This is a genomic window from Streptomyces sp. NPDC051576, assembly GCF_040681835.1.
Lineage (GTDB): Bacteria > Actinomycetota > Actinomycetes > Streptomycetales > Streptomycetaceae > Streptomyces.
In genome coordinates this window covers 69555-82521 of record NZ_JBFAZO010000004.1, presented here as the reverse complement: position 1 = coordinate 82521, position 12967 = coordinate 69555, and the positions used below count along the sequence as shown (strand labels likewise).

14 protein-coding genes are annotated in these 12967 nt (G+C 69.0%); 8 read left to right on the top strand and 6 right to left on the bottom strand.

The window, feature by feature from the left end; translation table 11 throughout:
- Nucleotides 1–38 precede the first annotated feature (38 nt).
- From AB0M63_RS14035 to AB0M63_RS14020, 4 genes are all read left to right on the top strand, one after another.
- Entirely contained in the window at nucleotides 39–1553 is a 1515-nt protein-coding gene (locus AB0M63_RS14035; RefSeq protein WP_366019924.1) for a M1 family metallopeptidase, read from the top strand.
- A gap of 180 nt (nucleotides 1554–1733) precedes the next feature.
- Nucleotides 1734–2144 carry a hypothetical protein gene (locus AB0M63_RS14030; RefSeq protein ID WP_366019547.1) on the top strand — a complete coding sequence of 137 codons (411 nt, stop codon included), beginning with the start codon at nucleotides 1734–1736 and terminating at the stop codon, nucleotides 2142–2144.
- A 158-nt stretch (nucleotides 2145–2302) separates the two neighbouring features.
- Entirely contained in the window at nucleotides 2303–2719 is a 417-nt protein-coding gene (locus AB0M63_RS14025; protein ID WP_366019923.1) for a hypothetical protein, read from the top strand.
- Between the two features lie 98 nt (nucleotides 2720–2817).
- Nucleotides 2818–3795, top strand: a complete 978-nt coding sequence (locus AB0M63_RS14020; protein WP_366019546.1) for a CehA/McbA family metallohydrolase — start codon at nucleotides 2818–2820, stop codon at nucleotides 3793–3795.
- Here the strand turns inward: AB0M63_RS14020 and AB0M63_RS14015 are convergent.
- A complete protein-coding gene (locus tag AB0M63_RS14015) occupies nucleotides 3782–3967 on the bottom strand; it encodes a DUF397 domain-containing protein (RefSeq protein ID WP_366019922.1) in 186 nt (61 codons plus the stop codon). The genes AB0M63_RS14020 and AB0M63_RS14015 overlap by 14 nt on opposite strands.
- A gap of 19 nt (nucleotides 3968–3986) precedes the next feature.
- Nucleotides 3987–4712 carry a DUF5753 domain-containing protein gene (locus tag AB0M63_RS14010; protein WP_366019545.1) on the bottom strand — a complete coding sequence of 242 codons (726 nt, stop codon included), beginning with the start codon at nucleotides 4710–4712 and terminating at the stop codon, nucleotides 3987–3989.
- 255 nt (nucleotides 4713–4967) lie between these two features.
- Between AB0M63_RS14010 and AB0M63_RS14005 the strand changes: the two genes are divergently transcribed.
- Nucleotides 4968–5828 carry a hypothetical protein gene (locus AB0M63_RS14005; protein ID WP_366019921.1) on the top strand — a complete coding sequence of 287 codons (861 nt, stop codon included), beginning with the start codon at nucleotides 4968–4970 and terminating at the stop codon, nucleotides 5826–5828.
- A gap of 6 nt (nucleotides 5829–5834) precedes the next feature.
- Here the strand turns inward: AB0M63_RS14005 and AB0M63_RS14000 are convergent, their stop codons facing one another.
- From AB0M63_RS14000 to AB0M63_RS13990, 3 genes are all read right to left on the bottom strand, one after another.
- Complete coding sequence (locus AB0M63_RS14000) at nucleotides 5835–6602, bottom strand: DUF5995 family protein (RefSeq protein WP_366019544.1); 768 nt, start codon at nucleotides 6600–6602, stop codon at nucleotides 5835–5837.
- Nucleotides 6603–6694: 92 nt separating this feature from the next.
- Entirely contained in the window at nucleotides 6695–7057 is a 363-nt protein-coding gene (locus AB0M63_RS13995; RefSeq protein WP_366019543.1) for a nuclear transport factor 2 family protein, read from the bottom strand.
- On the bottom strand, nucleotides 7054–8463 hold the full coding sequence (locus tag AB0M63_RS13990) for an FAD-dependent monooxygenase (protein WP_366019542.1): 1410 nt from the start codon (nucleotides 8461–8463) through the stop codon (nucleotides 7054–7056). The genes AB0M63_RS13995 and AB0M63_RS13990 overlap by 4 nt, the downstream gene beginning before the upstream one ends.
- Nucleotides 8464–8707: 244 nt before the next feature.
- Between AB0M63_RS13990 and AB0M63_RS13985 the strand changes: the two genes are divergently transcribed.
- Nucleotides 8708–9688 carry a helix-turn-helix transcriptional regulator gene (locus tag AB0M63_RS13985; protein WP_366019541.1) on the top strand — a complete coding sequence of 327 codons (981 nt, stop codon included), beginning with the start codon at nucleotides 8708–8710 and terminating at the stop codon, nucleotides 9686–9688.
- Nucleotides 9689–9802: 114 nt separating this feature from the next.
- On the opposite strand, the gene AB0M63_RS13980 is transcribed toward AB0M63_RS13985, so the two are convergent.
- Nucleotides 9803–10684 carry an RNA polymerase sigma factor SigF gene (locus tag AB0M63_RS13980; RefSeq protein WP_355908512.1) on the bottom strand — a complete coding sequence of 294 codons (882 nt, stop codon included), beginning with the start codon at nucleotides 10682–10684 and terminating at the stop codon, nucleotides 9803–9805.
- 314 nt (nucleotides 10685–10998) lie between these two features.
- Between AB0M63_RS13980 and AB0M63_RS13975 the strand changes: the two genes are divergently transcribed.
- Nucleotides 10999–11376, top strand: coding sequence for an STAS domain-containing protein (locus tag AB0M63_RS13975; RefSeq protein WP_355908515.1), 378 nt, complete (start codon nucleotides 10999–11001; stop codon nucleotides 11374–11376).
- Nucleotides 11377–11636: 260 nt separating this feature from the next.
- Nucleotides 11637–12140, top strand: a complete 504-nt coding sequence (locus tag AB0M63_RS13970) for an ATP-binding protein (RefSeq protein ID WP_355908518.1) — start codon at nucleotides 11637–11639, stop codon at nucleotides 12138–12140.
- The last annotated feature ends 827 nt before the right edge of the window (nucleotides 12141–12967 follow it).

Here is a 12967-nt window from a genome sequence, read left to right as displayed (position 1 = left end):
GGCGTTCTTGGCGCCCGATCGTCCGTCGACCCGTGGAGATGTACCTCGCGATGCTCGCGCGCACATGGAAGCTCCAGCACAGTCCCCTGACAGCGACGGTGGCGGCACTGGCCCTGTTCCCGGCACTCGCCGCCACGACGAACGCCTACGCGGACACCGGCCGGCCGGGCGCCCAGAGCGCGGGTGAGCGGCTGTTCCCCACCCTCGGCAACGGTGGCTACGACGCCCGCTCCTACCACGTGTCCTTCGACTACCGGCCGGGCACGTCCCTCATGCGGTCCCAGGTCGTGATGCGGGCCACGGCGACCCAGTCCCTCTCCCGGTTCAGCCTGGACTCCGTGGGACAGACCATCCACAAGGTGACCGTCGACGGCCGCCCCGCCACGTTCAAGACGAACCCCAGGACCGAGAAGCTGGTCATCACCCCGCCGAACGGGGTGAACAGGGGCCGCGGTTTCGTCGTTCGCGTCGACTACACGGCGGACCGCTCGAAGAACCCGGTGCCACCTGAGATCTCCCTGCCGCCCGGCGTCCCCTGGCCGATGAAGTACTGGGTCGAAACCAGCGACGGATTCGCCTTGCTCGGCCAGCCGGACCGTGCTCACTTGTTCTTCCCGTCCAACGACGTACCGTCCGACAAGGCCCGGTTCACCTTCTCGGTGACGACGCCCAAGGACGTGAAGGCCGTGGCCAACGGCGACCTCGTCGCGGCCCGGCCGGCCGGGCACGGCCGCACCACGTACACGTACCGCACCCGGCAGCCGCTCCCCACGGACATCACACAGGTGGCGGTCGGTCACTTCAGGACGGTCACCCAGCGCGGACCGCACGGACTGCCGGTGAAGAGCTACGTCCCCGCCGACCAGTACGCGAAACTCAAGCCGGTGGTGAGCAAGACCCCCGACCAGATCGCCTGGTTGGAGAAGACCCTCGGCCTCCGCTACCCGTTCGAACGCTACGGCGTGCTCGCTGTGAACAGTGACTACGACGGTGTGGCCCTGGAGACCGGCACCCTGTCCACCTTCGGTGCGCAGGGGCTGGCACAGCCGGCTTCGGCCGAAATACCCATCATGGTGCACGAGTTGACGCACCAGTTCTTCGGCGATGCCGTGTCGGTGCACACCTGGGACGACATGTGGCTGAGTGAGGGGCACGCCCGCTTCTACCAGGCCCGATACGCGGCGGACCAGGGGTACGAGAAACTCGACGCCGCCATGCACGAGGACTACGTCGCCGATGCACGGTCACGTGCCGAGGACGGTCCGGCCGGACGGCTCAAGGAATCCACCGGTGTGCTGTTCAGCACGGATCAACCGGGCGCGCTCATGCTGTACGGCCTGCGGAACATCGTCGGGCAGGACACCTTCCAGCGGATCGAGCGGACGTTCTTCGCCACGTACCAAGGCCGGTCGGCAAGCACCCAGGACTACATCGACGTGGCCAACAGGGTCTCCGGCAGGAATCTGACGGCCTACTTCGACGGCTGGCTGTACGGCTCGACCACGCCCCCGATGCCGGGCCACCCCGACTGGAAGCCCGGACCGGCATCCTGACGTCGCGGCCCACCGGTCACGGCGTCGGCGACGGCTGCCACTCCGGCCCACCGCGGCAGAGCGTGCGCTGAAAGCGCGCTGAGGCCGTACTGAAACCGGGTGGGCGCAGGCTCTGTTCCAGAAGGAAGGCGAAGCGAGCCCCGACCGGGGGCCGCGCCCGACTCCAAGGAGCACACCACCATGGCCATCACCCTCACCGACCAGGACAAGAACACCCTGCGCACCGCCGCGTACGGCGCCGTCACACTCCTGTCCGCCGCCGGCGCGGTCGCCGGCTCCCCCCACCGGATCGCCACCCAGGGCAGCCTCGCCCTCACCTCGGCGACCGGCCCGGCGGGCTATGTCCTCGCCGAGAACTCCAAGATCCCGAACCTGAACGGCAAGTCCGTGGCCGAGATCGCCGACCACGTCCTGCCGGCCCTGACCGAGGCCATGACCCTCCTCAAGAACCAGGACCCGACCGAGGCCGACAACTTCCGCAGCACTGTCCTGGTCGCCGTCGAGGCGGCCGTCCGCCCCAAGAAGGGCGAGCCGAGCCCCGTCATGGGGGAGATGGTCCGCAAGATCACCGGGGCGCTTGACGCCGTGTGATCCGGGCGGGTTCCACGCGTGTACAAGGTTGGTCAACGAGGGTGCGGTGGCGGCGAGTTCGACGCGGGTGTTGCCGTCGCCACCGTCCGAGAAGATCGAGTGCGGCGCTTCCGGCGGTCTCTGTAGCCTGGCGTCGCTGTACGACGGGGGAGGTGACCGTGGAGAACATGTTGTCCGTGGCCATCGGGGCCGCTATCGGTCTCATAGGGGCGGTATTCGGTTCGTGGTTCACCGCGCGCCGGCAGGACCGGATGTGGCTCCGCGAACAGAAGCTCAAAGCCGGTATCGGCTTCAACACGGCCGTAGTTCAGCTGCTGGACCACCTGAAGGAAACACAGCTGAGTGACGATGGTCCCGGAGCCAACGAGTTGGCGAACCGGATGCAGGAAGCACGCTCAGCCCTCTACCTGCTCTGCGCCAGCGACACCGTCGATCTCGCCGATGCTCTCGCGCGTCGGGTCTGGAGCACGCGCCCCACCGACGGCAGGGAGGACCGCCGGGCCGAGTTCCGGGAGACGTTGGACCTCCTGCGTCGCTTCACTCACCGGCTCCGGCAAGAGATCGCCAGATCGTAATCGCCCTTGCCGCGCGGCCCACATCCGCCGCCGGTTGTAGATGCCTCGCCAGTGCATACCGGCCAGGAGGCGAGTGCCGTTGGTCAGGGGGTGTGGCGATGGAGAACCTGGACAGGCTGACCGACGTGGCCGGTCTTGAAGGCGGTTGGTACCGAGGTGACTGTCACGTGCATTCGGTCTGCTCGAACGGCGGAGAGCTGACGCCGGAGCAGCTTGCTGTCGATGCACGGGCTGCGGGGCTGGACTTCCTCGCGGCCACGGAGCACAACAACGCCGATACGCATGACACTTGGCGTCGGCAGGCAGCCGACGATCTGTTGGTCGTCATGGGCCAGGAGGTCGTCACCACATCCGGGCACTGGCTCGCGCTGGGCATCAGGCCGGGGCAACTGGTCGACTGGCGGCACGGGATGGTCGACCGACATCTCGACGAAGTCCATCGGGTCGGTGGCCTGTGCGTGGCGGCCCATCCATACGCTCCGTACGACTCGGGCACGTTCATGTACCCGTACCAGGGGTTCGACGCGGTGGAGGTCTGGAACGGGCCCTGGAACTCGGACCTGCCCTGGCAGGCCGACAACGAGGCGGCACTGGCGGAGTGGGGTCGCAGCCTCGTCGCGGACGTCCACCAGGGAGGGTGGCGGCCGGCGATGGGGAACAGTGATACCCATCTGCCGGGCCAGATCGGTATTCCGCACACCGTCGTGCGAGCCGAGGAGCTGGGTGCGGACGCGGTGCTCGCCGGTATCCGCGCCGGGCGGAGTTGGATCGCTGAATCGGCCGCCGTCGAGCTGTCGTTCACTGTCTCCGCCGGTGCTCATCGGGTTGGTATCGGTGGGCGGTTGGAGAGCGGTAATGAACCGGTCGTTGCCCGGGTTGCCGTACGCGGTGTGCCGTCAGGGGAGGTCAGTTTCCATACCGTGCAGGGGGAGGGCTACGTCGCTTCGCTGCCTGCTGCGGGAGAGGGCGCGGTGGAGTGGCGTACAAGCGCGGCGGAGTCGGCATTCATCCGGGTTGAGGTCCGCCACCCCGGCGGGCGCATGGGGGCGCTGACCAACCCGATCACTCTGGCCTGAGCGGGGTCGACTTCAGGTTGCGTATGAAGTGGGCCAACGGGGTTGCGGTGGTGGTGAGTTGGGCGTCGAGGGTGTCGCTTTCGCGGAGGTGGACGGTGGTGGGGGTGGCGGCGAGTTCGACGCAGGTGTTGCCCTCGCCGCCACCTGAGAACGTGGACTTCTGCCAGCGCAGGGCACGGTCATGGCGCGCTTCACAACTCCTTGGCCAGGCGGTGAATGAGGTCTCGTGACGCTGTGGGGTCCAGCGACGCCGTCTTCACCTTACGGAAGAGCGTTCGGAGCCGATTCAACTCCGCCTGCGCATCGATGAATACGGTTCCGGTGGGAGCATCAAGGAGTCCGGTGTCCAGCTGGGGCAGTGGGCCTCCCAGGTACATCATCGACGCGTCGGCGCCACCGAAGCCGTCCTGGTCGGTCGGGATGACTCGCACGACGGTGTGACCCTGTTCGATCTGGTCGAGAATCCGCCGGAGTTGGAGGCGGGATGTCTGGCGGTCGGCGACGCGGATGTGCAGCGCGAACTCGTGGACGATCGTCTCGTACGGGGTGTGACTTTCCTCGCCGACAACCGCACGCCGCTGCATCCGGTGCTCCACTCGGGGAGCCAGCTCACTCTCCGGCAGGTCTGGACGCATGTAGTGGAACACCGCTCGGGCATAGTCGGGGGTCTGGAGCAGCCCGGGAACGTAGGTGATGACGATCTCGTGCAGGAACGTCGCGTGGTGCTCCGCCTCGGCCACGTCCAGGTTCACCTGGGGCAGGATTCCCCGGTACTCGTCCCACCATCCGCGTGTGCGTTCGGTCGCCATCGCCACGAGGGCCTCGATCAACTCCTCGTCCGTGCAGGCGCAGTGGGCCGCCAGCCTGCGGAGCCGCTCCTCGCTGATCGCCGAACTGCCCGCTTCGATCTGGCTCATGTGGGCCGAACTCGCCCCGAGGAGTGCGGCCACTTCCTTGGCCGGTTTGGAGCTGCCGCATGCCCGAACCCTGGGAGTACTCCCTCTCCATCCCGCACGACCCCCGCGCCGTCACCGTCTGCCGCCGCACCCTGCGCCTCGTCCTCACCGTGGCCTCCTGAGCCGCCGGGCCAGTTGGCGAACCTGTTGGACGCCGAGGCGGGGAGAGGCCTCGCCCTGGTGCCAGCCTGTGCCGACGGCTGGGGTTGGCAGCCCTTGCCGAGGAACGGCCATCGGGGCAAGTACGGGCAGGATGTGTTACGTGTCCCGTTTCCCGAGCCGCGTGAGTTCGCGGCCATGAATGTGGATCTCACGGAGATCGAGCCGGTCGAGCGGCGGGTGGACACGTTGCTGCGGGCGGAGACCGACGAGGGGGTGTATCTCCTGGTCGTGGAGTCGCAGGGCAAGCCCGACGAGAGGAAGCGGGGCAGTTGGCCGTATTACCTCAGTTATCTGCATGAGAAGTACCGCTGTGAGCCGGTGCTGATCGTCATTACCCAGAGCCTGGCGACGGCTCGTTGGGCGGCGGAGCCTATTCATCTGGGGGTGCGGGGGTGTCCTTCGTTGACGGTGTCGCCGTTCGTGCTGGGGCCGGAGAACGTGCCGGTGATCGCGGACGAGCGGGAGGCCGAGCGGGACGTGCCGCTTGCGGTGCTTTCGGCGATGACGCATGGGCGGGGGCCGCGGGCCGCCGTCATACTGGAATCGCTGGCAGCCGCTCTGCGGACGATCGACCCGGACAGTGCCGCGGTCTTCGTGCAGTTCGTCGATTCATGCCTGGCTGACCCCCGGGCGCAGCAGATGTGGAGGGATCTGATGACGCAGATGCAGTACTTCTGGCGGCACCCGCTGGCTGAGCAGGTGCGGGAAGAAGGCCGGGAAGAAGGGCGCGAGGAAGCGCTGATTCAGGAGCGAGCCGCGATCATTCTGCGCACCCTCCAGTGGCGTCAGATCGACGTACCCGACGACGCCCGTGCCCGCATCGTTTCCTCCACCGACATCGACGAACTCGGCACCTGGCTCGACCGTTCCTACGAGGTCGCCAGCGCATCGGAGTTGTTCATCGAGGGCCCCTGAGCCATGTCACTCGGCACCCTCCATCGCGCCGTCCAAGTGAGCGATGACCGCCGCGACATCACCACTCTCCGTATGCCGGATCAGCTCCAGAGCAGGCCGCACCAGCGCGCCCGGCCGGGCTATCAGCCGGGCGAGGACGGCGGCGCGGACGTCGAGGCGTTCGATCGTGGCCGTCTGTTGCTGTTCGGTCTGGGCGGACAGGACCACGGCGTTGTGCCAGGCCTCCGCGCGGGACTGGACGATGCTGAAGTCGAGGATCTGTTCGTCGGTGCGGCCGCCGACCCGGTCCAGGAGAGACAGCAGCGGTGATACGGCGTCGACCGAGTCCTGTACCGCCAGCACCACCCGCGCCAGGATGTCGTTGATGAGCAGGAAGTCGTGCCGTAGGGCCTGGATGTCCTCGCCGGGGCTGGTTCGTGCGGTGGCGACGGCCAGGTCGAGGTTGATGTGGGCGTTCACGCCGAGTATCAGGTGCTGGACGATGACGGTGTCGGAGTCGTCCAGCAGGCCGAAGGTCTCGCGCCAGCAGCGCGGCCCGCTCCGGTCGCGGCGCCAGGCGTCGTACGCCTCGAAGTAGCGGTTGCCGAAGAGGGTGTCGAAACGGTCCATGCGGGGGCCGTCCTCGAACCGGCCCTCGTGGATGGCCGTACGGATCTCGACGGTCACCTGCCGGTACAGCGCCGCGAAGTACCCGATCCGGTCACCGGTCCGGGCCGCCTCCCGCACGATGTCGGCAAGCCCGTCCACGACCTCGTCGATGTTCTGTGCCGCCATGCCCAACTCCCTTGTCAATAGCGGGAGTCGAAGGTCTCCCCGCCCGTCGTCGCTGCTTCACATCCCCCCTTGGAGGCGTCGGTGAAACCCCCTCAGGGGCGCTGTGTGAACTCGTTGCGCAGGTCGGTGATCAGGCCGTCCTCGTCGAGTCGAGCGTGCTCCACCCCCGCAACCGTCATGAGCTGGTCGTCCGCCGTACGTGCCGCGCACACCCACTCGGCCCGCAGGGTGCCGTCGTCGAGCACCGTGGTGTTCCAGTAGTGCTTGGTGTCGGCGAAAGCAGCGAAGTGCGCGCGGTAGAAGGCGGTGACCGACGCGTGGCCGCGGACCGGGTCCGAGCCCAGCCTCACGGTCGCGTCGGGGGCGAACAGTGTCAGGAGCTCGGTGAGCGCCGACTCGTCGTGCACCGCCAGGTCGGCCAGGCGGATGTAGCGGTCGATCGCGGTGTCGGTCACTTGGCCTCCGCTCCCTCGTTGGCGGCTACCGCCTTCGCCAGCAGGGTCGGGTCGGCCAGCGTCGCGGGGTGGCGCAGCATGTACGAGACGTAGCGGAACGCGCGGGTGACCTCGCCGTCCGCGAGGGTGGCGGCCGCGATCTGGGCCATGGCCCAGCGCTGCTGCCGTACGTCGTCCGGCACCTCGGTACCGTTCTGCGCGTCGAGGCGGGCGGCGTCGCTCCCGGCGGAGACTCCCCAGGCGGCGTCCACGACCACCTGCTGGAGGCGGAAGAACTCCCTTGCGGGCGCGGCGAGTTCGGGGGTGTCGGCGAGGTACGAGGCCAGGCAGGAGGCGTGCAGACTGGCGGAGCTCATGCCCTGGCCGTGGATGGGGTTGAAGGACGCCACGGCGTCGCCCACGCTGACCAGGCGGGCGGGGAAGCGGCCCAGGTCGGTGAAGTGGCGCCGTCGGCTCTCGGCCTGGTGGTAGGTCATCACGTCGCCGATCGCGGCACCGGCCGTGACGGCGGTGAAGATCGGGGGCAGTTTCGCGCAGGCCTCGCGGAACTCGTCGATCGTCCGGCCGGGGCGGCTGTCGCCGTACCCCATCAGCATGACGAGCCACTGCCCGTCCTCGATCGCGTTCGCCGCCGCGACGGACACCCCGCCCGAGGGGTGGTCCGGCGTGAACAGCCCCAGCGCGCAGGCCGTCTCCAGGTCGGCGAACTTCTCCGGTCGCTCGAACAACGCCGTGGCGTAGTTGATCGGGGCCGGCAGCCGCTCCAGCCGGGGGTGGTCGTAGCCGCTCTCCTTGAGCCAGGTGGACAGCCTGCTTGAGCGGCCCATCGCGTCCACGACGAAGTCCGCCGCCAGCGAGTTCGCGCTCCTGTCGGCCTGGTCCGCGCCGACGTAGCGGACGGCGCGGACGGCGTCGTCGCGGTAGTCCAGTCCGGTCGCCTGCCCGCGCAGGACGGACACGTTGGGGAGGGCCGTGACCCGGTCGCGGATCAGGGCCTCCAGCAGGGGGCGGCCGATCGCGAGCAGGTGGTGGTCCACGCCGTCCGGTGCCAGCGGTATGCCGTTGACGGCGGTGACCGCCTTGTCCGACCCGGCGAAGGAGGCGCCGCGGGCCTGCGCTTCCTCCGTGATCCCCGGAAGCCACCGCTCCACCCACTGCTGACCGCCCGGGAGCAGCGTGTGCACCTGCCGGTTCTGGGGCACACCGGGGCGCGGCCCGGTCTCCGCCGAGAGGTCGTCGGACTCGATGACGACGACCCGGCGCGCACGGTCGGACAGCACCCGTGCGGCCAGCAGCCCCGCGACGCTGCCGCCGAGCACGCATGCCGTGTCGAACAGCACGGGTGCGTCGGCGGGCGGCTCGGCCTGGACGAGCTTCTCGAAGAGGGAGACCACGGACTCGGTCATGAACTTGCTCCGGTTGGTGGAGGAGGAACGCGCGGTGAGAACGCGCGGAGACGAATGCGCGATGACGGACCCACAGCGAGGGGCCGTTACGGCCACTCTCGCCCGCCCCGGTCGTCCGGGGCTTGTCCCTCTCCGCCGCCCGTCTTGTACTTCTCTGCCACCCCGACGGCCGGACGTCCCGATGCCCAAGGTTCACGGGCGCGCCCCTTCCCGTCGTCGCGGTCCCCGCTCCTACGCTGTCCCGGTGGACAGCAACGACGGCATAGCCGCCTGGCGGGTGGGCGGTGACGCGCCTCCCGTGGTCGACATCGGAGTGCCCTACGCCGACGAGAACCGCAACCATGTGCTGCTCAGCGCCTGGCGGCACCAGGGCGGCGAGTCGGTGCCGGCCCCTCCGCTGTTGCTGCCGCGGCACAGCGAAGGGGCGTACCGGGTCCGCATCCGGGCCCAGAAGATGCTCGATCTCCACGTCGAGGACCAGTACAGCCACGCCATCTCCGGAAGCACCGGCGGCCCGGTCGGGCACCACGGGGACGGGATCGTCACGCACATCACGTTCAGCGGCGAGTGGCGGTTCGCCTCGCGGAACCGACGGTCCAGGACTACCGCCGGGACCCTGTGCGTCCGTAGGAACGAGGGACCCTGGGACTTCGAGGTCGCCCGGGGTACGCGGGCGCTCGCCGTGCACCTGCCCGCGAGTGCGCTCCGCTTCCCGGCGAACACCCTCTCCGTCACCGCCCAACAGACGTCCCCCGCCGCCCGGTTGCTGCTCGCCCATCTCCGTCTCTTCGGGGAGACGGCGGACCGGCTCGGCCCCGCGGCCGCCGTGACGGCACGCAACGCGACCGTCGAGCTGTTCCAGGGGCTGCTGAACGACCAGGTCATCGACGACGCGTGCGTCACCTCGACGCTGCTCGCGGCGGCGAAGGAGTACATCGAGGGCCGGCTGCTCCACGACGCCGACCTGAACCCCCGGGACATCGCGGACGCGCTCCATGTGTCGGTCCGCACGCTCTACCGTGTGTTCGACCAGGAGGCCACGTCGTCGGTCATGGCGTACGTCCGCGCACGACGCCTCGAACGGGCCCGGACGGAGCTGCTCGCCACCCGTCTGACCATGTCCGAACTGGCCGCCCGCTGGCACTTCGCCGACGGCAGCCACTTCGTCAAGGCGTACCGGAAGCGGTTCGGCGAGACACCGAGCGCCAGTCGGCGGCGGGGCTGACGGAACCGGAATCCGCGAGGGCGCGGCGGGTGGGAGTCCGGGAACGCCTGAGCGCGGCGCACACACGCGCGCCGCGCTCAGCACAGGCAGGGGACCGGGGGGAAGAGGGAGGGGTCACTCCTCGACCGTGAGTCCCTTTCGCAGGCGTACCAGTGTCCGCGACAGCAGTCGCGACACATGCATCTGCGAGATGCCCAGTTCGTCGCCGATCTCCGACTGCGTCATGTTGGCGACGAAGCGCAGGGAGAGGATCTGCCGGTCCCGGGACGGGAGTTCGGCGATCAGCGGCTTCAACGACTCGACGTACTCGATGCCTTCGAGTCCGTGGTCCTCGTAGCCGATACGGTCCGCGAGCGCGCCCTCGGAGTCGTCCTCCTCGGGCTGTGCGTCGAGTGAGCTGGCCGTGTAGGCGTTCGACGCCGCCATGCCTTCCACGACCTCGTCGCGGGAGAGCTTCAGGCGTTCCGCCAGTTCGGCCACGGTGGGGGCGCGGTCGAGTTGCTGGGCCAGTTCGTCGCCGGCCTTGGCCAGGTCGAGCCGGAGTTCCTGCAGTCGGCGCGGGACGCGCACGGACCACGAGGTGTCGCGGAAGAAGCGCTTGATCTCACCGACGATGGTTGGCATCGCGAAGGTGGGGAACTCGACACCGCGGCTGAGTTCGAAGCGGTCGATCGCCTTGATCAGGCCGATGGTGCCGACCTGGATGATGTCCTCCATCGGCTCGCTGCGCGAGCGGAAGCGGGAGGCGGCGAACTTGACCAGCGCGAGGTTGAGTTCGACGAGCGTGTTGCGGACGTACGAATATTCGTGCGTCCCTTCTTCGAGCGACTCCAGCCGCGCGAAGAGCGTCTTGGACAGAGCGCGTGCGTCGACGGCTCCGACCTCGTCGTACGGGGGGATCTCGGGGAGCCCCTCGATGGCATTGGGATCCAGTTGTGCCGGTGGGGGTGTCGACGTCGCTGTCGGGGTAGGCGATGCGTCGAGCCGGGGTGACATGGCGTCCTCCATCGTTCTCGGCATATGGCTGCCGAAGCCGGTGCGTGCACTGCGGAGTGCGGCGCCTCCAAAGCCGGTCGTGTCGGTCGGTCGGGCTGTCGTATCGGTCGTATCGATAGCCGGTCTAATCGGTCGTATCGAATGTCCAAATATTTGTCTCTACTAGCCCTACCCGGTTTCCGGAGCCCGCCGCAAGTGCGCTGTGCGGGCATATGTCCCTTTATGGGCGCTTGTTCGGGTGTTGGAGAGTGTGAGGAAGGCGTAGTGTTCCAGGGCGAACGTCAACAGCCACGACCTCGGGAGAGAGAGACGGCATGGACCGCGGGACGGTCGGCAGCGCACAGTCTGGCCGGCTTCTGGTCGAGGTGCGGAAAGAGGGCCCCAGCGCCGTTGTGACACCGGCGGGTGAGTTGGATCACCACACCGCCGATCTGTTGCGCGAACCGCTGGAGGATCTGCTCGCCCATGGATACGCACGGCTCGTCGTGGACTGCTCACGGCTGGAGTTCTGCGACTCCACGGGCCTGAACGTACTGCTCGGCGCGCGACTGAAGGCGGATGCCGCGGGCGGCGGGGTGCATCTCGCGGGGATGACACCCGCGGTGGCGCGCGTGTTCGAGATCACCGGGGCGGATGCGGTCTTCACCGTCCATGACACCCTCGGGGCCGCCCTCGCCGACGAGTCCGACTGAGCCCCGCTCGCCCCTGCGTGACCGGCGGTTTCACCGCGCCTCGGCTTCCGTGCCGAGTAAGGGGTGTTTTGCCGGTTCGCTCGGGCAGGAGAACATCTGAACCTGTCGGGAACCAGAGCGACGAAAATGCTCGTGATCCGCGTAATGACTGTTGAACACGTATGACCCCCGTACCGCCTCTTGAACCTGTACTGAACTGACCCTTGAACACGTACCGACTCTTGAATCGTGAACCGGTGAATCGGTGAGGTGAAGCGCTGATGAGCACCACCCGGCCCTACCCGCCGGGCGACCGCCCGGAGCCCGGTGGCGATTCCGCGCCGCCCGCCGGGGACGACGCCGAACCCTCCACGGGCCGGGATGCCCGCAGGCTCGGGTTCGCGGGCGAGAGCGGGGTCGTCCCGCTCGCCCGCGACTTCGCCCGCCAGGCCCTCTACGCCTGGGGCTGGCTGCCCGCCGACGGCGCCGACCGGCGCGCCGCCGCCGAGGACGTGCTCCTCGTCGTCTCCGAACTGGTCACCAACGCCTGTCTGCACGCCGAAGGGCCGGACGAGATGTGGATCAGCTGCGACAAGAAGGTGATCCGCGTCGAGGTCGCCGACCGCGGCACGGGCCAGCCGGCCCCCAGAACCCCACACCGCGCGGGCCGCCCCGGCGGCCACGGCATGTTCATCGTGCAGCGCCTGTGCCTGGACTGGGGCGTGGTACGCACACCGGGCGTCACGGGCAAGACGGTATGGGCGGAGCTGGGCGCGCCGGCCTAGGCGTATTCGGAGGGGGCGGGCCGCAGACGCGGGGGCTGACTGCGCTCCCGAGTGCCTACGGGTGTGGGGGCGCCGGTGCTCTCCCGTGCGGAGCTGGGCGCGCTCGCTTGAGTCTGTCTGGCGGGGCGGGGCTGCGGACCCGGGTCTGACCGTGCTTTCGAGTGTCTACGGGTGTGGCACCCCCGCGTTTTTTCGTGCGGAGCGGGGCGTGCCCGCTTGGGCCTGTCCGGCGGGGCGGGCCGTAGACCCGGGCCTGACCGCGCTCCCGAACGCCTACGGGCGTGGGGGACCTCGGCGCCGTTTCGCGCGGAACTGGGCGTACCCGCTTGGGCCTGTCCGGCGGGCCGGGCCGCAGACCCAGGGCCTGACCGCGCTCCCGACTGCCCACGGGTGTGGGGGACGCTCCGCCACGTGTGGCGGAGTTTCGGAGCAGCTCGATTGCCTCACGGGCGTAGGGGACCCCGGGGCGCCTTCCCTCCCCCGCCGCAGCAGCCGCTGATCAACCCTCGTCCGCCTTGTGGCCGCACGTGCCAGGCCCCCTCGCCGGGGCCGGTCAGCCACCGCCGATTCCCTGCGACCTGCGCCACCGCCGGACCGGCCCCGTCCGGGAAAGCGAACCGGCCCCGCAGCCAAACCGGACCGGCCCCCGCAGGCAAACCCCACCAACCCCGCCCTCGAAATTCGTTTCCCCGCGCCCCCACCCACCCCTACGCTCATCCCCAACGCGCTGACGGAGACAAGTACCCCGGGTCCCGCGAGCCGAGAGAGTCGTCGTTGCTGTGAAGGCGGCCTCGCGCTCCGGGGGAATCCACTCCCGAGTGCGGGGA